This window comes from Leifsonia sp. Soil_N53, from assembly GCF_057655165.1.
The window spans coordinates 14,753-31,833 of sequence record NZ_JBDGMM010000063.1 but is presented as its reverse complement, the minus strand read 5'-3'; the positions used below and the strand labels follow the sequence as shown (position 1 = coordinate 31,833).

The window sequence follows — 17,081 nt, the reverse complement described above, 5'->3', positions numbered from 1 at the left end:
CCCCAAACCCCTACCTCAGATCGTGCGCGGCGCCAGTCCCAGATTGGCCTCGAGCTCCTCGCGGTTCTGCCGCACGACGTAGGCCGGCCGGTCCCGCTCCACGCGCCAGCTCTCCGACAGCGGGCCCACGTTGACCGTGTCGAAGCCGAACTCGTCGTAGATCGCGGTGACGAGCGCCGCGGCGTCGTCGTAGTCGCTCGCCGTGGCGAGGGCGCGGCGGTTCACCGTTCCCGCCGGCGAGCCGGTGGTGGCGATGTCGCGCGCGGCGATGTGGTTGAAGCCCTTGGCCACGCGGGACTCGGGGAGGTGGGCCTGGAGGAGACCCGTGGTGGTCGCCGTGCCCTCGTCGAGCTCGGCGATGCGGCCGTCGCGCTCGTGGTAGTAGTTGTTGGTGTCGATCACGATCTTGCCGGCCAGTTCCTCCACGGGGACGTCCCGGTAGTTCTTCAGCGGGACGGTCACCACTACGAAGTCTCCGGCCGCGCCGGCCTCCGCCGCCGTCGCCGCGGTCGCCGACGGGCCCAGGTCCGCGACCAGTCCGGCCAGCGTCTCCGGACCGCGCGAGTTCGCGATGGTCACGGTGTACCCGTGCTGGATGAAGGTGCGGGCCAGAGCCTCGCCGATGTTGCCTGCGCCGATGATTCCTACGTTCGTCATGTCGGGTAGAACCGGGAGGGCGCGGAAGAATTTCCAGGCTTCCGGGATTCTCAGACACGGCCGCTGGAAGGGACCTTCGGCCCTGAGGCGGCGATCCGGCACCCTCCTACCGTTGCGGCTGACAGCGCGAGAAGCAGCGACCATGACCAGCACACCGACTCCCCCACTCACCTCCCAGCGCACGGGCCTGCGGCCGTGGGCCATCGTGCTGATCGTCGTCGGCTCGCTGGTGCTCGCGGGAGTCGTCGGCGTCGCCTCGGTCACCCTGCTCTGGCCCCGGCCCGTCGCGCTGAGCTACTCGGTCGACGCCGGATCGAGCGTGGAGGCCAGGGTGCCCGACGCGCCGCTGCGGTTGCACGCGAGCCAGGATGGGCGGGTGCATGTCGTCGTGTCCGGATGGCACACAGGTCCGGCGCCGAAGGTCGACGTGCGGACGTCCGGCGACACCACCACCATCGCGGGCGGGTGCTCGCGGCCCTGGTCCGTGCGCTGCAGCATCCGGGTCGACGTGAGCCTACCGGCGTCGTCGGACGCGAGCGTGTTCGGAGCCAACGGGGAGGTCACCGCAACCGGACTCGACGGCGCCCTGCGCCTGGCGACGACCAACGGCACGATCTCGGTCGCGGACGCGAGCGGACCGCTCGACCTGCGCACCGTGAACGGCGCGGTCGTCCTCCGACGGGCGACGTCCGAGCAGGTGGCCGCCCGCACGACCAACGGGGCCGTCGACCTCGACTTCCTCGCCCCACCGCAGACCGTCACGGGACACACGATCAACGGAGCGGTCAGCGTGCGGGTGCCGCCGGGTGAAGATTACCGGATCGTCGCGACGACGGTGAACGGGCCGGTCGACACCATGGCGAGCACACCTGGGGCGGCGCGGTCGATCAGGGTGGACACGGTGAATGGCGCTGTCACCGTCGCGCACACGGCTGAGTGATACCAAAACTAGCCAGGCTAGCTAATCGAGCGCAGCGGTGGGCCTTAAGCCTCTGAAAGCGGTCCCGCTACGGCGTCATAGTGAATGGGTGAGCCGATCAGTCGAGTTCCGGGATGGAGCCCTGATCGGCGGTCACCGACGCGCCCCGGACCCGCGGTCGAGGCGGGACGGATGGTCGTGCGTCGGTGACGGGCTCGCGCCACCCGACGGGGGTCGCGTGGCGCGAGCCATCCCGGCCGGCAGCCGACACCCCCCTCAGTTCCGCTTCCAGCTCACGCCGCCGGGCCGAACTCGATCACGTACTTGACTCCCCGCGAGCGGCCCGCGGCGACGAGCTCCTCGGTCGCCGGCCCCTGCTCCGCCGTGATGGTGGTGACGTCGACGTTGAGCTCGCCCGCTGCGGCGAGCTTCGCCAGGCGCTCCAGCTCGGCGCCGTCCGGCACGATGTAGAGGTTGTTCGTGACGATCCCGCGCGCCGGCTCCGGCGCGTCGGAGGTCAGGGAGGTCAGCCGGCCGCCGTCCTCGATGAGCTTCATGGCCTCCTGGGACACGCCGTCGGCGGCGATCAGCACCGCGTCGAACCTCCGGTCCGTGGTCTGCGCCCAGTTCGCGGCGTGCGAGTCGATGAGGTCGACGGCGCCGAGCTCCCGCAGCCGGTCGCCGTGACGGGGGCTCGCCGCTGCGACGACCTCCGCGCCCGCGAGGACGCCGAGCCGGATCGCCAACGTGGCGGTGGGGCCGGAGCCCACGACGAGCAGGCGCGTGCCGGCGCCGACCTGAAGCTCCGTCAGCGATTGGCTCGCGGTGAGCGCGGCGACCGGCAGGGCCGCCGCGAGCTCCGGGCTCAGTCCGGCCGGCAGCAGGGCGGCGCTGGAGGCGTGGACGAGCACCTGCTCGGCCCAGAAACCGCTGCCGCCGGGCAGCGGGGTGTCGTGCACGACGACCACGTCGCCGACCGAGAACCCGTCGACGTCCGGCCCGACAGCGATCACGCGGCCGACGCCTTCGACGCCGAGCGCCGCGGGTGGCTTCAGCTGGACGTCCCAGCCGTCGGTGAGGTGCAGGAGCGCATCCCACGGGCCGATTCCCGCGGTGATGGTCTCGAGCAGCAGCTCGCCGGCTTCCGGCTGACGTGGGGCGGGCAGGTCGAGGACCTCGACGGTCCCGTCGACGGTCCGAGCTCCGACTCCGATCATGATGTCTCTCCATTCCTTCGACGCTTCGGTGGCAAGCGTTCGATCACTCGCGTCGCGGGCGGGCAGCACTCTTACCCGCAGGGGCCGCCGAGTCGCTCAGTCCGCGGCGACCCGGACCACGATCTTCCCCGGCGTCGGCGTCCCGGTGGCGAAGGCGGTGACGGCCTGCTCGAGAGTGATCACGTCGCCGACGAACGTGCGGAGGCGGCCGGACAGGACCCGGTCGGCGAGCTCGATGAGCTGGGCGCGGTCGGTCTCCACGACGAAGAACGTCGCGTGGATGTCCGACCGGGTCGTGCTGGGCGGCCCCGGGATGGCGACCACCGTGCCTCCCGGGCGGACGAACTCGGCGAGGCGCGCACCGACCGCGTCGCCGAGCGCGTCGAACAGGAGGTCGGCCTGGCGCGACGTGGCGGCGCCCTCCTCCTCCAGGTCGACGAACTCGTGCGCGCCCGCCTCGAGCGCACGGTCGCGCTGCGCCGCCCGACCGGCGCCGATCACGAACGCGCCCGCAGCGCGGGCGAGCTGGCTGACGGTCGTGCCGACGGCACCGCCCGCCCCTGCGACCAGCACGGTCTGACCGCTGCGCAGCCTCCCGTGCTCGAACAGCCCCTGCCACGCCGTCAGCCCCGAGATCGGAAGGCTCGCAGCGGTGACGAAGTCGATGTCGGCCGGCAGCGGTGCCAGGTTCCGCGCCTCCACGGCGACGAGCTCGGCCAGGCTGCCGTCCCTCGTCCAGTCCGCCACGCCGAAGACACGCTGCCCGACGGTCAGGCCGGTCGTTCCGTAGCCGAGCGACTCGACGACGCCGGCGACCTCGTGTCCTGGGATGGTCGGGGTGCGATCGCGGCCGGCCCGGTCCGTCCAGGTTGCCGGCCAGTCCAGCTCGCCGGGGGTGAAGCCCGCGGCGTGGACGCGGACGATCACGTCGTTCTCGGCGGCGTGCGGGGTCGGCCGCTCCTGCAGGGTCATGCCCGCGGTCCCCGCGGCACGGTCGGTGACGGTGATTGCCTTCATCCTGGGCTCCTTGGTCGACTGATTCGATCATTGCGCGTCCGGTCGCCGTCGTGGAGGCCGAGTCAGAGATCTGCGGCGCGCAGGAGCGGATTCTTACGGCGGCGGACGGCGCACCGTCGGTGACGGCAACGGAAGACCGAGAAGCGTCGCGAGCGGCGTCAGGCCGGCAGCCGGCTGAGGGTGTCCTCGTCGACGAGCGCGAGCAGTTCGAGGTGTGCGATCGCCATGTCGATGGCCGCCGCCATCGGAGCCACGTCGTGCGACGTCTGCGCCAGCAGGTAGCCGCCCTGCACTGCGGCGAGGAATCCGGTGGCGAGCTGGTCCACGTCGGCCGACTCCGGGAGGACGCGCTCCTGCTGCAGGCGGCGGATCACGACCCGGAAGAGCTCCTCCCAGGCGTCGAACAGCTCGTTCAGCTTGAGTCGCGCGACACTGTCGTTGTCGGCCACCTCGTTCGCCAGGGAGCCGAGGGAGCACCCGTAACGGCCGTTCTGCAGCGCGTTGTTCTCGATGATCGCGTCCCGCCAGCGCCGGAGTCCGGCGAAGGACCGGACGTTCTCGAGACGCTCCCGCTCGTCGCCGATCTTGATGTCCCCGACGTATTCGATGACCGCGCGCACCAGGGCGGGCTTGTCCTCGAAGTGACGGTACAGCTGCGACTTGCTGACCTTGCTCGCGGAGACGACGTCGTCGAGGGTGGTCCCCCCGACACCGCGCACGCGCATGAGTTGAGCCGCGGTCGCCACGATCTTCGATCTCGTCTTGGCGCCGCGAGCCGTCAAGCGTATGACTGCGCCTGGCTGCGAGCTCTCCTCCACGACGTCATCCTACGGCCGGCCGCCCGGGCAAAGCTGACAAAGATTCTCCGCCCGCCGTAAGATCCGTGGCCACTTGACCGCTCATGGGTATACCGAGGACCATGCCGCACAGGACGGGATCGCGACTGACCCGGCACGGTCCGAGCGTCTTCTTCTGAAAGGAACACCCATGTCTGGAGCGTTTGAGCCAGCCCGCTACGACTTCGAGTACCCGGACACCGCCGGATACCCGGACGGGGTGGGCACGCTGAGCCAGGACCAGAAGGTCCTCATCGACGAAGTCCTCGCAGACGAGGCCGGACCGGATTTCGAGTTCGGGCTGGTGGACGACGAGAAGAACAACCTCTACATAGCGTTCGTCGGCGACACCGAGATCGGCGCCGTGACCTATTCGCTGCTCGGGAGCCGCATCGTCCTCCTGGCCGCGTCCGTCTTTCCCGAGTTCCGCCGCCAGGGAGTGGCGACCGAGATGATCCGGCGGATCCTGGAGGAGGTCAAGGCGAAGGACCGGACCGTGACGGTCATCTGCCCGATCGTCCGCACCTACATCGACAGCCACCCGGAGTACGAGTCGCTGGTCGACCCCCAGAACCCCGGCGTGAAGAGCACCGGCAAGCGGTGATCTTCTCCGCGCCGTCCCGAGTGAGTTTCGACAGCATCCACCGCGCGCTCCTCACCGCGCCCGAGAACGCCTGGGCCACCGACCACGGCTACCAGCCGCTGTATGCCGCCGGGTCCGGGGCGCGGATCGCGATCATCGGCCAGGCGCCCGGGCGCAGAGCGCAGCAGTCCGGCATCGCCTGGAACGACGCCAGCGGCAAGACGCTGCTGAACTGGCTCGGCGTCGGCGAGGACCAGTTCCGCGACCCCGACCTCTTCGCGCTCCTGCCGATGGACTTCTACTACCCGGGAAAGGGAACGAGCGGGGACCTTCCCCCGCGCCCGGGCTTCGCCGATCGCTGGCACGTACCCATGCTCGACCTCATGCCGGAGATCCGGCTCACCATCCTCATCGGCGCGTACGCGCAGCAGCACTATCTGCCCGGCCGGACCAAGAGGACCCTGACCGAGACGGTCGCGGCGTACCGCGAGTACCTGCCCCGGTTCCTGCCGCTGGTGCACCCCTCACCGCTGAACTTCCGATGGCAGGCGCGCAACAAGTGGTTCGAGTCGGACGTGGTCCCCGTCCTGCAGGACACCGTCGCCGCCGCTCTGCGCTGAGCCGCGCGGTCACTCGTCCGCGCGGTCACTCGCCTCTTCTGGCGGGATCGCGGCGACGACCTCCAGCGCGACGAGGAACTGCGGGCGTTCGAGCGCGTCGACGACAGCGACCGTCGACGCCGGCCGCCGGGTGAGATACCGCTTACGCACTGCGAGGCCGGCGCCGATGTCGGACTCCCGCGTCAGCCAGAGCCGGGTGAAGACGATGTCGCCCACCGTGGCGCCGGCGGCCTCGAGCACCCGGGTGACGTTCTCCCACGCCTGCTCGCTCTGTCCGGTCGCATCGTCCGCGACCTCGCCGTCCTGGTCGATCCCCGGCGTCGCCGAGACCAGCACCTGCTGATGGCCGGCCGGGATCACGATCGCGTCCGCGTAGTAGCCGATCTTCGTCGCGATGCCCTGGTCGATGGTCTGCAGCCGGTTCATCGCGGGGTGGCTCCCTCGGCCAGTTTCAGCCTCGTCCAGACGTTCATGTTGATGACCACCGCCGCGAGCTCGGCGATCTCGACCGGCGCGAAGTGCGTGGTCATCGCGTCGTGGAGTCGCGGGAAACCGACGAGATCGTAGTCCGTCAGCCCCTCGCAGTAGGCCAGGGCCGCCCGCTCGCGGTCGCCGAACATGCGGCTCTCGCGCCAGCTCGCGAGATGCGCGATCTTCTCGGCCGGCACGCCGAACTCGGCCGCCACCCGGGTGTGCAGGATCAGGCAGTACGAGCACGGGTTCAGCTGCGCCACACGGAGGCGGACGAGCTCCGCCAGCTGCCGGTCGATCGTCAGCTCCGCCGTGTAGCCGAAGGACTTCGCCAGCTGCTCCGCCAAGCCGTGGAAGGACGTCAGTCCCGGGTCCAACCGGTCGTTGGTGAAGACGACCTCGGTCATCCGCGCGATCCGTCCAGCCCCGCGGGCCCGGTCCTCTCCAGCTGTTGCACGTCCCAGTACAGGCACTCGACGATGTCGTGCGCCGGGCAGTGCGGCGCCTCGTCCTGGTCCGACGTGGTGGCGATCCGGGCGAACTCGCCTCGCGCCTTGGTGAGCAGCGCGGCGAACTCGTCCTCGCGCACGACGCATCCTTCGACACCGAGCCATTCCCTCAGGAGGGTCTCGACGTCCTGGTGGTAGACCGTCGAGTCGACCCACACCCGCTGGACGATGCCCGCGATCTGGTCCTCGCGCGGCGCCGGCCCGGCGCCATCCATCACCGGGTACGTACGCGGCGATTTGGGCTTCTTCTCTCTCATTTCTCCTCCATCACGACGGTGGAAAGCCGCCCACAGCCGGGATGCTACGCCGTCTGTGCGCTCTCGCGGAGGTCGCCGTTGAGACCGTCCGGGTAGAAGCCGCCGGACGTGGCCCGGTCCCCGGTCAGGTACACGATGTTCAGGATGTGCTCCGGCGTGCGGCCGAAGGCGCGGCCTTCCGGGTCGTTGGGCACCAGGTTGAGCGTCTCGGCGTCTCCGATGCTCTGGTCGTCGGACCCGACGCCGTCGACCGCCCCGCGGATGTTCGAGATCTTCTCCACCGCGGTGAACACGGCGTCGTCGATCATCCCTTCGTTGTAGAGGGAGGTGCGGACGATGCCGGCATGGTACGCCTCGGTGGCGAGGAGGCCGGCGGCGGCGTCGAGGTACGTCTTGTTGCTGATGAACGGCGCGGCCCCCTTGAAGGCCGTGACGCCGACATCCTCGAACAGGAACGCGGCGAAGAGGAAGTTGAGGTCGTTCGCGTAGGCGTCGAAGGTCTCCCCCGGCATGATGAGCCCGGCCGCACGGGCGGCGGCGGTGAAGCTCTGGTCGAGCGAGATGGCGGGCCGGGCGACCGCGGCACTGCCGAGCGCGTTGCGAAGGAAGACGACGTGCGCGCGCTCGTCCTCGGCGATCTCCGCCGCGATCTTGCGGATGACGCTGCTCGTGAACGGGACGGGGCGGCCGCCGGTCACCTCGCCGCGCGTGCCGGTCCCCGTGGTCAGCTCGTCGGGCAGGGTCAGGCCGCTGGCGCGCAGGTAGAACTCGGCCTCGAGGTATTCGAGGTTGAGCGCGAAGTTCAGGATGGACCCGTCGCTGATCTCCGGGGTCACGGCGGCGGCGGACTCGGTCCCGGCCGCCGCGACCATGCCGGCGAGGGCCGCGCGGTCGGCGTTCGTCTCGCCGCTTCGGTTGATCGCGTCTTCGAGGAAGTGGTTGTCGGACATGTCGGACCCTTCTTTCGTTCATACGGATGACGGTCACCCGTTAGCGTCGGCGGGCCTGCCGACCTTTCCTCCCGCGCCGAGGAATCCGGCCCGCGACGGCGACGTAAGAGTCGATCGACAGCGAGCAGCGAATGGAACATCGAGTCCAGAACCAGGAGGACATGTGACGACGACCGCCGCACCCCGGCTGACCGCCAAAGGCGAACGCACTCGGGCGAAGATCATCGACGCCGCAGCCGCGCTGATGTTCCAGGACGGCGTCGCGGGCACGACCGTCGAGACGGTCTGCGCCGCCGCCGGGGTCGGCAAGTCGCAGATCTACCACTACTTCGAGGACAAGGCCGACCTGGTGCGGGCGGTGATCGAATCGCAGGCCGAGAGCCTGGTCAGCGCGCAGGATCCGCATCTCGCCGACATCCACGGCTGGGAGAGCTGGGACGACTGGCGCGACTTCCTGGTCGAGACGCAGCGACGAGGCGGGTGCGTCGGCGGCTGCCCGCTCGGCTCGCTGGCGATGGAGCTGGTGGACTGCGACGACCTCACCCGTTCGGTGCTCGTCCGCAGCTTCCAGCGCTGGGAGGCCGCCTTCGTCGCGGCCATCCGGCAGATGAAGGGTCTCGGGCTGATCCGGCAGGACGCCGACGACACCGTGCTGGCGTCCGCGCTGCTGGCCGCGGTGCAGGGCGGGCTGCTGCTGAGCCAGACGACGAAGAGCGTCACTCCGCTGCAGGCGTCGCTCAACGGGGCGATCGGCAGCCTGCGGAGCTTCGCCGTGTGAGGTGCGACCGACGGAGGCGGCCGCCCGCGGCTCCTCCCCGGGTCAGCCGGTCGTCCGGCCCCAGTCGGCCACGGGCGCACGACCAGGATCGGACGCGTCGACGAGGTCGCGGTACTCCGGGTGCTTCTCGAGGAAGTCGATCACTGCGGTGCACCAGACGGTGATGGTCTCGCCCCGGGCGCGGAACGCGTCCAGCATCGTCGAGATCAGGCGCGTCCCGATGCCGTGCATCCGGTGGTGCTCCTCGATCGCGGCGTGGGTGAGGGCGAGCCGGGACTCCCCGGCGCGCTCGTAGACGACGACGCCGACGAGCTTCCCGTCGAGCAGCGCCTCCCAGGTCCGGTTCGCCGGGTTGTCCTGGATCACAACGGCCGAGGCTTCCTCGTAATCCGATTCCATGTTCCCTTTCTAGTCATGTCGCGGGTGGAACCTCCAGTACAGAACGGGTGACCGACTGCCTGCGAAGAGGTAAGGTCACGCCGAGTCGATGTCGCTCACTGATGGTGGGGGCTGGAGACATGGAGGAATCATGACGGAGAACACGGGAAGCGGACCGACCGGCGGCGAGCGCATCGGGGCCGACGACATCGCCAGGGCGGTCACCGCCGCCGAGCTGGTCTACGAGGACGGCTCGACACAGGTCTTCCGCGCCGACGGCAGCACGACCTACGTCGAGCACGGACGACCGACCGCCGGTGAATGGTATGTCGACGACAAGGGCCGGTTCTGCTCGTTCTGGCCGCCGAGCTACCGGGCCTGCTACGACCTGAGCTGGATCGTGGAGGCCGGCGAGTTCGTCGGCATCACCTTCCGCGACATCGACCACGGGTCGGAGTCGGCAGGCCGCTACCGGCGGTGACGAGGTGGGCGTCCGAGACCGCGGCCAGCAGGCCGCGGACGTGGTCCGTGCAGGTGTCGCACGCCGCGAGGTGCGCGGCGACGCCGGGGTGACGCGCTTCCGGATCGAGACCGGCGGCCCGCAGATCGACGTAGGTGTCCATGACGGCCATCACCTCGTCGCACCCGGCGTCGCCCGGGTCCGCAGCGAGGAGGCGCTCGATCCAATCCGGCGTGCTGCTCACGCGAGTTCAACCCCTACCTGCTGCCGAGTTGCCCGGTCCGCCCGCGGCTCCCCGTCCAGATACCCGTTAGCGGTCAGGTACGCGCGGATTTTACGGCGCGCATCGAAAACGGTCTTGTAGATCGCGCCGGGGGTCGAGCCGCACCGGGCGGACATCGCGTCGATGGGTATCCCCTTGACCACGATGGAGACGAACAGTTCGCGCTGCCGTTCAGTCAGGCTCCCGACCGCTCGTTGCACCGCCTCGATCAGGTCCTGGTGCTGCGCCTCGGCCGCCGGGTCGGCCGCGCCGTACCGTTCCGGCAGCCGCTCCCAGTCCTCCGCTTCGAGTGCGACCGTCGGCCTGCGCCAGAAGTGGCGGCCGAACTTGCTGGAGATCTCGAGCACCACGAACCGGTAGGCCCAGGTCGTGAAGCGGCTCTCACCGCGGAACGTGTGGAGTTTCTCGAGCAGGGCGACCATGGCGTCGTTCGCGGCCTGGTGCGCGATGTCCTCCAGCTCGGGACCTCCGATGCGTGCGACCGGTCCACGGCGGTAGGCCTCCTTCAGCCCGACCTTGACGAGCAGTTCGTGCAGTCGTGCCTGAGCGGCGCGGCACTCGGCGCCGTGACCGCTGAGCGCGGTCATCCAAGAAGCTGAGTCATTGTCCATGGGGGCTGGACCTCAATTCGATGTAACGGGACTATTTCGTCCAGATTAGAACCTGTGGAAGTTGTTAGACAACGACGATCTACCCGCTATGGTGAATGTTTTCGCAGGGTTTGCCAGGAGGATGCCAGGACATGAGCCCGCGCGTACTGGACAGTGTGGTCCTGTTTTCCCCGCCGTAAGAAGAGGCCCCTCCCCTACCGCTAACGCCTGTCCAGCGCCGCCATCGGCGCTTTCGCACTCACTCGAACCCCCGGAGGGGCCATGCCCGAACACATCCTCGACACCGACGACGCCAGCCTCCCGTTCAAAGGGCGGGAGTGGCGGGTGCAGCGGGCCGCGGCCTACGAATGGACGATCTCCAGCGACAGCGGAGACGCGGTCGGCACCCTGCGCTGCGTCACCCCACTCGGCAGCGAGGGCTACCCCGTCTTCGACCTCGCGCTGCCGCACGCGCCGGGGGCGAAGGAGACCGAGGGGACGGACTGGCTCGCCATCCTCGAGTACGGGATCAACGAGTACCTGGACGCGCAGGAGCTCGACCGGCCGGGCTACGTCGAGTGACGCGGACCGCTTGAACGCCTGCCCGCGCTGCGGCCGACTCATGGGTCGCCGGAGGAACCCGGACGCCGGCGACGACCGCGACCGCTACGTCTGGGACTGTGCCGACTGCGGGCACGCCGAGCCCGCCCCGGACCATCCCCGCCGACCCGGCGATCCCCAGGAACCGCGCCGCGCCACCGACCTCAGCTGGTGGTGGGGCAGGCACGGGTAGCCCTCAAGGCCAGTGCGGCGCCCCCGGCGACCAAGATCTCCTGCCCAGTGATGTAGGCGGCGTCGTCGGAGGCTAGGAACGCGACGGTTCCCGCGACGTCCTCGGGCAGGCTGCGGGTCGCTCCGATTCCCACGGTGACGATCACCGAGGCGCCATCGGTCAGCACCGTCAACGCTGGAGCGCGAGCGACTCGTCCCAGAGCTCCGACAGCTCGGCGCCGACCTCCGGAGCAGCGACCAGGATGCCGCCCGCCCGTGGGAACAGGGTCGGTCTCCCGTCCTCCCCCAGCACGTTCGCGCCGGCCTCGCTCGCGATCAGGCAGGCCGCGAGATGGTCGACCGCGCTGAACCGGTGGATGACCGCGCCCGCTCCGCGCCCGGCCGCCGGCCCGAGCAGCGTGAGCGTGCCGGAGCCCATGATGCGCAGGGTGCAGAATCGGGAGGCGAGCGCCCGGGCGAGCTCGGGCATGCCGCTCCAGGCCTCGTGTCCGGCGAGCTCGCTTCCGACCACACCGCCCGTCAGCGCGGGGCGGGCCGGGATCGTGAACGGCATCCCGTCGCGGCGGGCGCCGCTCCCGGCCACGGCGTCGAACACGGCGTGGTTCCACGGGTCCGCCACGACGCCGACGAGCGGTTCGTCGTCCACGGCGAGCGCGAGCGAGAACGCGACCCAGGGGATGCCGTTGGCGAGGTTCGTCGTGCCGTCCACCGGGTCGAGGTACCAGGTCGGCCGCCCGGGCGCGGACTGGCCGCCGTACTCCTCGCCGACGAACGCGTGGTCCGGGAAGCGCAGTCGCACGGTGTCGCGCACGTGCCGCTCGATGGAGCGGTCCAGCTCGGTGACGAGATCGGCCGGGTTCGCCTTGGTCGCGACGTCGGTGACCTGGTATGACCGGATCCGCTCGGCCGCCCAGGCGCCCAGATCCAGCGCCAGGGCGTGCGCCGCGGCCACGTCCGCCACGCTCAGCTCCGGGCTCATCGGGCCACCTCCTCGACCGGGAGCGCCGCCGCGGGCCACGCGTCGCGCATCGCCTGCAGCCGGTCCAGCCGGTTCGTCGTGATGGTGTCGACGCCCAGCGCGAGCGCGCGGGCCAGGTCGTCCGGTTCGTCCACGGTCCACGCAGTGACCGGGAGCCCGAGGTCGTGCACGCCGCGCACGAAGGCCTCGTCCACGATCGGGAACGGCACGTTCACCGTCACCGGGGACAGCTCGGCCAGCGTGTCGGCGGAGGGGACGTGCAGCCACCGCCAGGGCAGCCAGAGCCGGGCCGCGGGGTCGAGCGCGCGCAGGATCCGCATCGCCCCCAGGTCGCCGCACCAGTCGACGGTCACGCCGGAGTGCGCGACGACGGCATGGGCCTGCGCGGCGGGACGCTGCTCGTCCATGTCGACGACCAGCCGGCTCGCCGAGCCGACGAACAGCACGAGCACCTCCGCGAGCAGCGGAGGCCGATCGTCCTCGGCGCCGAGCGCGAGCACCTCGGCCGTGGAGACCGTGTCGATCGGGCGCGGGTCGTTCCACAGCCGCTCGAGCGTCGGGTCGTGCAGCACGACCACGTCGCCGTCGGCGGTCAGGCGCACGTCGATCTCCACGACCTCCGCCCCCTTGGCGATGGCGGAGCGCACGGCGGGGAGCGTGTTCTCCCGGAAAACGGAGGAGTCGCCGCGATGGGCCGAGACGCGCGCGGTCATGCGGCCACCGCCTCGGTGCGGGCGACCAGGCGGCCGTCGCGGTAGACCAGGGCGGAGTCGATGGCCGCGTAGCCGACGTGGCCGATCGCGGGCGGCGGCCCCGAGACGTACGCCGAGAGGGTCACGTCGTCGCGACGCAGCCGCACCTCGTGGAAGTGCCCGTGCGGCACGACGCGCTCGACCACCGCGCGAAGAGCGCCGGGCATCGGCTCCGAGCCGAACCGGACGTCCTCGGGGCGGACCCCGACCACGTCGGGGCCCTGCGTGATCCTGCCGTTCTCGAACGACCCGTCGAAGCGGTTGAGCGAGCCGATGAACGTGGCGACGAACTCGGTCTCCGGACGCGCGTACAGCTCCGCCGGCGTGCTGAACTGCTCGATGCGGCCGGCGTTCATGACCGCGACGCGGTCGGAGATCGAGAGCGCCTCCTCCTGGTCGTGTGTGACGATCACGGTGGTGATGCCGAGGCGCTGCTGGAGGTCGCGGATGTCCTCCCTCACCCGCACGCGCAGCTTGGCGTCGAGGTTGCTGAGCGGCTCGTCGAGGAGGAGCACGTCGGGCTCCTGCACCAGGGCGCGGGCGAGCGCGACGCGCTGCTGCTCGCCGCCGGAGATCCGCGGCGGCCGGGAGTCCTTGTGATGGAGCAGGTTGACCAGGGCGAGCATCCGCTCCACGCGCTCGTCGACCTCCGCCCGCGGCAGGCGGCGCAGGCGGAGCGGATACGCGACATTGCGGGCGACGGTCATGTGCGGCCAGAGCGCGTAGTTCTGGAACACCATCGCGCTGGGCCGCTTCTGCGGGCCGAGCTTGGTCACGTCACGGCCGGCCATCGCGATGCGGCCCCGGTCGGGGGCGAGGAAGCCGGCGATCATCCGCAGGGTCGTCGTCTTGCCGCAGCCGGAGGGGCCGAGCAGCGAGACGAGCTCGCCGCGCCGGACGACCAGGTCGAGGTCGTCGATGATCGTGCGGCCGCCGAGGGTCTTGCCGAGGGCGGTGAGCCGCAGGCCGTCGCCGGATCCGGCTGAATCTTCGGTGTGGGAGGACATGTCTGGGCCCTTCATTTGAGCTGGAAGCCCTCGGCCAGCTGCCCGCCCATGACGTGCTTGCGCACGGCGAGCAGCAGCACCACCGAGGGGATGGCGAGCAGGATCGAGAACACCGCGGCGACCTGCTTGGGGAAGTTGAGCACGAGCGTGTACATCTCGGTCGGCATGGTGAGGATGTCCGGCGCACCGACGAGGTAGGTGCCCTGGGCCTCGTCGAACGCCGCGAGGAAGGCCATCACCGCGCCGACGAGGATGCCGGGCAGCGCCATCCGGAGCGTCACCGTGAAGAAGACGCGCAGCCGGGAGGCGCCGGCGTCGCGGGCCGCCTCCTCGAGCGACCTCGGCACCGCGGAGAACGCCGCGGCGGGGATCCAGGTCATGAAGACGATGGTGCCGAGCAGCTGGACGATGACGATGCCGGCGATCGTGTTCATCAGCCCGAGCGCGTAGTACAGCGACGCGAGGGTGGCGAACAGGCCCATCCGGGGGAAGGCGTTCGTCGCGAACAGCCCGATCAGGAACAGCTTCCGTCCGGGGAACTCGAACCGGGCGAACGCATACGCCGCCGGCAGGCAGACGATCGCCGAGACGACCACCACGATCGGGGTGATCAGCAGCGAGTTGCCGATGGAGGATGCCAGGCCGGGGTCGGTGAACACCGTCTGCCACCAGCGCAGCGTCCACGAGTCGGGCAGGAGGTTCGGATAGGTCCAGCTGCCGGCGAAGGCGTGCGCGCCGAGCCAGACGAGCGGACCGAGCACGAAGCCGAGCAGCACGATCGCGAAGACGACGGCGGCCGTGGTGCGCAGTGCGGTGGAGACGGGGCGCGGCATCAGATCCGCCCCTCGCTCCGGGCGCTGCGGAAGTTCGCCCACACATACAGGGCGCCGATCCCGGCGGCGGCGAGGAAGACGACGAAGGCGATCACCAGGGACTGCTGCGGCTGGTTGTACGCCGTGAAGTAGCTCGTCAGCGCGACGCCGAGCATGGTCGGCGCGTTCGGGCCGGTGAAGTACGGCACCGTGTACGAGCCGATCACGCCGATCGCGGTGAAGGTCGCGGCGATGACGATCGGGACGGCGCTCAACGGGAGCAGGATCGTGCGCACGATGCGCAGCGTGCCCGCGCCGGCGTCCCTGGCCGCCTCGATCAGGGCGTCGGGGACCGACTGCAGACCGGACGCGACCATGAGCACCGCGAACGGCAGCGAGGTCCAGGCCGAGCCGATCACGATCGCGACGGCGCTGTACGACCACACCGGGCCGTCGATCCCGAACTGCGCGAGCAGGCTGCGCAGGAACCCGTCGGCGGCGTAGAACGTCAGGATCGCCCAGGAGGCGATGACGACCGGGATGAACAGGGGCACGATCGCGACGGCCGCGAGCAGGCGGGCCAGGAGACCGCCGTGCAGGCGCAGGTACAGCCCGATGCCTCCGGCCAGGACGATCACGATGGCGGTGCCGGCGACGGTGACGCCGAGCGTGAGGCCGAAGTCCTGCCAGAAGCCGTCGCTGGTGAACACGTCGCCATAGGCGGCGAAGGTCGGCAGTGCGCCGTCGGCGTGGTGGACGTTCTGGCCGATCGCCGCGATGACCGAGTTGAGGCCTCCGGTGAAGCCGACGCTGAAGGCGAGGGCGAGCACCACGGGCACGCCGACGAAGAGCGCGACGACGACCACCGGCGGGACGGCGAGCAGGAAGCCCGCCACCGCGGACCGCCGCGCCGCGCGGGCGGGGCGGTCCGTGGTGGTCGCCGCCGTGGTGGCGGTGGCGGTGACCATTACTTGCCGGGCACCTTCTGGGCCCACGCCTTGTTCAGGTCGGCCGAGACCGTGGCGTAGTACGCGGGGCGCAGGTGGGCGATGTCGGCGTCGGCGAACGTGGTCTGCACCGACGACGGCAGCTTGTCGAGGGCGATCACCGGGTAGCCGGAGATGCTGTCAGCGATGAGCGACTGCGCGGCGGGGGTGAGCAGCCAGGACACCAGCTTCTCGGCGCCGGCCTTGCGCGGCGACGCGGACGGGATGCCGAGGTAGCTCGCGCCTCCGGTCAGCGACGGGTCCGTGATCTGGGTGTAGGCGATGTTCGCGGGGATCTGCCCGTTCTTCTTGCCGGTGACGAACTGGTCGCTCCAGACCGGGGCCATCGAGATCTGCCCGCTGGAGAGCAGGTCGAGCACCTGGTTGTTGCCGTTCGGGTAGACGCCGTTCTGGTACACGTACGGGTTGAGGCCGGCGAGGGTGGTGAAGCCCTTGTCCCAGCTGGACTCGACGGTCGGGTCGGTGCCCGTGACCAGCTTCGTGCGGTCGGCGTCGGAGACGTTCTGGTCGAGCACCGTGGTGACGAACGCCTGGCCGCTTCCGCCCGTGTCCGGGGAGTTGTAGGTGAACTTGCCGGGGTTGGCCTTGATCCACGCGAGCAGGTCGTCGAGCGTCTTCGGCGGGGTGGACACGGTCTTGGTGTCGTAGGCGAGCACGACGCTGGAGCCGCGGTAGGGGATGCCGCCCTTGCCGCCGGCGGTGACCAGGTCGGCGGGGACGTCCTTCAGGCCGGGCACCGTGCTGCCCGAGACCGGGACGAGGAGGCCGGAGGCGGCGACCTGCGACACGAAGCCGGCGTCGACCAGGTCGTAGCCCGGGTCCTTCTTCTGCAGGGTGGCGGCCGTGAGCTTCGCGACGGTCTGCTGGTCGTGCAGGCCGTGCAGGTCGAAGTCGACCGAGACGGTGTAGCCCGGGTCGGCCTTCTCGAACGCCGGGATCAGCGTCTTCTGCCAGAGGTCCTGGATGTTGGTGTCGGCGCTGACGAAGACGGTCAGCTTCTTGCCGGCGGCGGAGTCGGTGGAGGAGGCGGCAGAGCTGCTCTGCGCGCAGCCGGCGAGAGCGAGCCCGGCGGCCGTGACAGCCGCGAGCGTGGCGAGCAGACGGGAGGTTTTCACGTGGAGGCTCCAGTAGTCGGGGGTGGGGTGGCGCCCGCCGATCGGCGAGCGATCTCACGCTAACCGCGCTGCACGTTTCTGGCGATACTCCG

24 protein-coding genes are annotated in these 17,081 nt (G+C 70.4%); 6 read left to right on the top strand and 18 right to left on the bottom strand.

The genetic code is table 11. The annotated features are described in order from the left end of the window. Positions 1 to 15 precede the first annotated feature (15 nt). On the bottom strand, positions 16 to 657 hold the full coding sequence (locus tag AC3A3H_RS12220) for an NADPH-dependent F420 reductase (protein ID WP_487614820.1): 642 nt from the start codon (positions 655 to 657) through the stop codon (positions 16 to 18). Between the two features lie 142 nt (positions 658 to 799). On the opposite strand from AC3A3H_RS12220, the gene AC3A3H_RS12215 reads away from it, so the two are divergent. Then, positions 800 to 1,597 carry a DUF4097 family beta strand repeat-containing protein gene (locus AC3A3H_RS12215; protein ID WP_487614819.1) on the top strand — a complete coding sequence of 266 codons (798 nt, stop codon included), beginning with the start codon at positions 800 to 802 and terminating at the stop codon, positions 1,595 to 1,597. A 272-nt stretch (positions 1,598 to 1,869) separates the two neighbouring features. Here AC3A3H_RS12215 and AC3A3H_RS12210 read toward each other — a convergent pair whose 3' ends face one another. The 3 genes from AC3A3H_RS12210 to AC3A3H_RS12200 all read right to left on the bottom strand — a co-directional run bounded on the left by AC3A3H_RS12210 (position 1,870) and on the right by AC3A3H_RS12200 (position 4,628). Next, on the bottom strand, positions 1,870 to 2,793 hold the full coding sequence (locus tag AC3A3H_RS12210; protein ID WP_487614818.1) for an alcohol dehydrogenase catalytic domain-containing protein: 924 nt from the start codon (positions 2,791 to 2,793) through the stop codon (positions 1,870 to 1,872). 96 nt (positions 2,794 to 2,889) lie between these two features. After that, complete coding sequence (locus tag AC3A3H_RS12205) at positions 2,890 to 3,810, bottom strand: NADP-dependent oxidoreductase (RefSeq protein ID WP_487614817.1); 921 nt, start codon at positions 3,808 to 3,810, stop codon at positions 2,890 to 2,892. A 158-nt stretch (positions 3,811 to 3,968) separates the two neighbouring features. Continuing rightward, complete coding sequence (locus tag AC3A3H_RS12200) at positions 3,969 to 4,628, bottom strand: TetR/AcrR family transcriptional regulator (RefSeq protein WP_487614816.1); 660 nt, start codon at positions 4,626 to 4,628, stop codon at positions 3,969 to 3,971. 169 nt (positions 4,629 to 4,797) lie between these two features. Here AC3A3H_RS12200 and AC3A3H_RS12195 point away from each other — a divergent pair, with 169 nt between their 5' ends. Both AC3A3H_RS12195 and AC3A3H_RS12190 read left to right on the top strand, forming a co-directional pair. Next, the gene (locus tag AC3A3H_RS12195; RefSeq protein WP_487614815.1) at positions 4,798 to 5,250 is read left to right on the top strand and encodes a GNAT family N-acetyltransferase; all 453 of its coding nucleotides are present in this window, start codon (positions 4,798 to 4,800) and stop codon (positions 5,248 to 5,250) included. Positions 5,251 to 5,270: 20 nt separating this feature from the next. Next, the gene (locus AC3A3H_RS12190) at positions 5,271 to 5,849 is read left to right on the top strand and encodes a uracil-DNA glycosylase family protein (protein WP_487614814.1); all 579 of its coding nucleotides are present in this window, start codon (positions 5,271 to 5,273) and stop codon (positions 5,847 to 5,849) included. 9 nt (positions 5,850 to 5,858) lie between these two features. On the opposite strand, the gene AC3A3H_RS12185 is transcribed toward AC3A3H_RS12190, so the two are convergent. Genes AC3A3H_RS12185 through AC3A3H_RS12170 form a run of 4 tightly spaced genes read right to left on the bottom strand, consistent with a single transcriptional unit; the run spans position 5,859 to position 8,036 of the window. Then, entirely contained in the window at positions 5,859 to 6,275 is a 417-nt protein-coding gene (locus AC3A3H_RS12185; protein WP_487614813.1) for a Rid family hydrolase, read from the bottom strand. Beyond that, on the bottom strand, positions 6,272 to 6,727 hold the full coding sequence (locus tag AC3A3H_RS12180) for a carboxymuconolactone decarboxylase family protein (protein WP_487614812.1): 456 nt from the start codon (positions 6,725 to 6,727) through the stop codon (positions 6,272 to 6,274). The genes AC3A3H_RS12185 and AC3A3H_RS12180 overlap by 4 nt, the downstream gene beginning before the upstream one ends. Next, positions 6,724 to 7,086, bottom strand: coding sequence for a hypothetical protein (locus AC3A3H_RS12175; RefSeq protein WP_487614811.1), 363 nt, complete (start codon positions 7,084 to 7,086; stop codon positions 6,724 to 6,726). Before AC3A3H_RS12175 ends, AC3A3H_RS12180 begins: the two co-directional genes overlap by 4 nt. A gap of 44 nt (positions 7,087 to 7,130) precedes the next feature. Further along, complete coding sequence (locus AC3A3H_RS12170; protein ID WP_487614810.1) at positions 7,131 to 8,036, bottom strand: ferritin-like domain-containing protein; 906 nt, start codon at positions 8,034 to 8,036, stop codon at positions 7,131 to 7,133. 163 nt (positions 8,037 to 8,199) lie between these two features. Here AC3A3H_RS12170 and AC3A3H_RS12165 point away from each other — a divergent pair, with 163 nt between their 5' ends. Continuing rightward, positions 8,200 to 8,814 (top strand): TetR/AcrR family transcriptional regulator, encoded by a 615-nt coding sequence (locus tag AC3A3H_RS12165; RefSeq protein ID WP_487614809.1) that lies wholly within the window; start codon positions 8,200 to 8,202, stop codon positions 8,812 to 8,814. Between the two features lie 42 nt (positions 8,815 to 8,856). Here the strand turns inward: AC3A3H_RS12165 and AC3A3H_RS12160 are convergent, their stop codons facing one another. Further along, complete coding sequence (locus AC3A3H_RS12160; protein ID WP_487614808.1) at positions 8,857 to 9,213, bottom strand: GNAT family N-acetyltransferase; 357 nt, start codon at positions 9,211 to 9,213, stop codon at positions 8,857 to 8,859. Between the two features lie 130 nt (positions 9,214 to 9,343). Between AC3A3H_RS12160 and AC3A3H_RS12155 the strand changes: the two genes are divergently transcribed. After that, a complete protein-coding gene (locus AC3A3H_RS12155; RefSeq protein WP_487614807.1) occupies positions 9,344 to 9,673 on the top strand; it encodes a hypothetical protein in 330 nt (109 codons plus the stop codon). Here the strand turns inward: AC3A3H_RS12155 and AC3A3H_RS12150 are convergent. Together AC3A3H_RS12150 and AC3A3H_RS12145 are read right to left on the bottom strand one after the other, a co-directional pair. Further along, positions 9,618 to 9,896: a hypothetical protein gene (locus tag AC3A3H_RS12150; RefSeq protein ID WP_487614806.1), complete on the bottom strand. Its 279-nt coding sequence runs from the start codon at positions 9,894 to 9,896 to the stop codon at positions 9,618 to 9,620. The two genes, AC3A3H_RS12155 and AC3A3H_RS12150, sit on opposite strands and share 56 nt — an antisense overlap. Then, a complete protein-coding gene (locus AC3A3H_RS12145) occupies positions 9,893 to 10,522 on the bottom strand; it encodes an RNA polymerase sigma factor (RefSeq protein WP_487614805.1) in 630 nt (209 codons plus the stop codon). Before AC3A3H_RS12145 ends, AC3A3H_RS12150 begins: the two co-directional genes overlap by 4 nt. 285 nt (positions 10,523 to 10,807) lie before the next feature. On the opposite strand from AC3A3H_RS12145, the gene AC3A3H_RS12140 reads away from it, so the two are divergent. Continuing rightward, the gene (locus tag AC3A3H_RS12140; protein WP_487614804.1) at positions 10,808 to 11,107 is read left to right on the top strand and encodes a hypothetical protein; all 300 of its coding nucleotides are present in this window, start codon (positions 10,808 to 10,810) and stop codon (positions 11,105 to 11,107) included. A gap of 182 nt (positions 11,108 to 11,289) precedes the next feature. Here AC3A3H_RS12140 and AC3A3H_RS12135 read toward each other — a convergent pair whose 3' ends face one another. The 7 genes from AC3A3H_RS12135 to AC3A3H_RS12105 are packed head-to-tail and all read right to left on the bottom strand — an operon-like array spanning position 11,290 to position 16,989. Continuing rightward, complete coding sequence (locus tag AC3A3H_RS12135) at positions 11,290 to 11,484, bottom strand: SDR family oxidoreductase (protein WP_487615070.1); 195 nt, start codon at positions 11,482 to 11,484, stop codon at positions 11,290 to 11,292. A gap of 2 nt (positions 11,485 to 11,486) precedes the next feature. Then, positions 11,487 to 12,296 (bottom strand): inositol monophosphatase family protein, encoded by an 810-nt coding sequence (locus tag AC3A3H_RS12130; protein ID WP_487614803.1) that lies wholly within the window; start codon positions 12,294 to 12,296, stop codon positions 11,487 to 11,489. After that, positions 12,293 to 13,009, bottom strand: a complete 717-nt coding sequence (locus AC3A3H_RS12125; RefSeq protein ID WP_487614802.1) for a glycerophosphodiester phosphodiesterase — start codon at positions 13,007 to 13,009, stop codon at positions 12,293 to 12,295. Before AC3A3H_RS12125 ends, AC3A3H_RS12130 begins: the two co-directional genes overlap by 4 nt. Further along, positions 13,006 to 14,055, bottom strand: coding sequence for an ABC transporter ATP-binding protein (locus AC3A3H_RS12120; protein WP_487614801.1), 1,050 nt, complete (start codon positions 14,053 to 14,055; stop codon positions 13,006 to 13,008). Before AC3A3H_RS12120 ends, AC3A3H_RS12125 begins: the two co-directional genes overlap by 4 nt. Positions 14,056 to 14,066: 11 nt before the next feature. Continuing rightward, positions 14,067 to 14,888, bottom strand: a complete 822-nt coding sequence (locus AC3A3H_RS12115; protein WP_487614800.1) for an ABC transporter permease — start codon at positions 14,886 to 14,888, stop codon at positions 14,067 to 14,069. After that, positions 14,888 to 15,835 carry an ABC transporter permease gene (locus AC3A3H_RS12110; protein WP_487614799.1) on the bottom strand — a complete coding sequence of 316 codons (948 nt, stop codon included), beginning with the start codon at positions 15,833 to 15,835 and terminating at the stop codon, positions 14,888 to 14,890. Before AC3A3H_RS12110 ends, AC3A3H_RS12115 begins: the two co-directional genes overlap by 1 nt. Beyond that, a complete protein-coding gene (locus AC3A3H_RS12105; protein WP_487614798.1) occupies positions 15,835 to 16,989 on the bottom strand; it encodes an extracellular solute-binding protein in 1,155 nt (384 codons plus the stop codon). The genes AC3A3H_RS12110 and AC3A3H_RS12105 overlap by 1 nt, the downstream gene beginning before the upstream one ends. Between the last annotated feature and the right edge of the window lie 92 nt (positions 16,990 to 17,081).

Coding starts and splice junctions, on each gene's coding strand:
- AC3A3H_RS12220 (WP_487614820.1), bottom strand. CDS start 657: ATGACGAACGTAGGAATCATCGGCGCAGGCAACATCGGCGAGGCTCTG.
- AC3A3H_RS12215 (WP_487614819.1), top strand. CDS start 800: ATGACCAGCACACCGACTCCCCCACTCACCTCCCAGCGCACGGGCCTG.
- AC3A3H_RS12210 (WP_487614818.1), bottom strand. CDS start 2,793: ATGATCGGAGTCGGAGCTCGGACCGTCGACGGGACCGTCGAGGTCCTC.
- AC3A3H_RS12205 (WP_487614817.1), bottom strand. CDS start 3,810: ATGAAGGCAATCACCGTCACCGACCGTGCCGCGGGGACCGCGGGCATG.
- AC3A3H_RS12195 (WP_487614815.1), top strand. CDS start 4,798: ATGTCTGGAGCGTTTGAGCCAGCCCGCTACGACTTCGAGTACCCGGAC.
- AC3A3H_RS12185 (WP_487614813.1), bottom strand. CDS start 6,275: ATGAACCGGCTGCAGACCATCGACCAGGGCATCGCGACGAAGATCGGC.
- AC3A3H_RS12180 (WP_487614812.1), bottom strand. CDS start 6,727: ATGACCGAGGTCGTCTTCACCAACGACCGGTTGGACCCGGGACTGACG.
- AC3A3H_RS12175 (WP_487614811.1), bottom strand. CDS start 7,086: ATGAGAGAGAAGAAGCCCAAATCGCCGCGTACGTACCCGGTGATGGAT.
- AC3A3H_RS12170 (WP_487614810.1), bottom strand. CDS start 8,036: ATGTCCGACAACCACTTCCTCGAAGACGCGATCAACCGAAGCGGCGAG.
- AC3A3H_RS12160 (WP_487614808.1), bottom strand. CDS start 9,213: ATGGAATCGGATTACGAGGAAGCCTCGGCCGTTGTGATCCAGGACAAC.
- AC3A3H_RS12155 (WP_487614807.1), top strand. CDS start 9,344: ATGACGGAGAACACGGGAAGCGGACCGACCGGCGGCGAGCGCATCGGG.
- AC3A3H_RS12145 (WP_487614805.1), bottom strand. CDS start 10,522: ATGACCGCGCTCAGCGGTCACGGCGCCGAGTGCCGCGCCGCTCAGGCA.
- AC3A3H_RS12140 (WP_487614804.1), top strand. CDS start 10,808: ATGCCCGAACACATCCTCGACACCGACGACGCCAGCCTCCCGTTCAAA.
- AC3A3H_RS12130 (WP_487614803.1), bottom strand. CDS start 12,296: ATGAGCCCGGAGCTGAGCGTGGCGGACGTGGCCGCGGCGCACGCCCTG.
- AC3A3H_RS12125 (WP_487614802.1), bottom strand. CDS start 13,009: ATGACCGCGCGCGTCTCGGCCCATCGCGGCGACTCCTCCGTTTTCCGG.
- AC3A3H_RS12120 (WP_487614801.1), bottom strand. CDS start 14,055: ATGTCCTCCCACACCGAAGATTCAGCCGGATCCGGCGACGGCCTGCGG.
- AC3A3H_RS12115 (WP_487614800.1), bottom strand. CDS start 14,888: ATGCCGCGCCCCGTCTCCACCGCACTGCGCACCACGGCCGCCGTCGTC.
- AC3A3H_RS12110 (WP_487614799.1), bottom strand. CDS start 15,835: ATGGTCACCGCCACCGCCACCACGGCGGCGACCACCACGGACCGCCCC.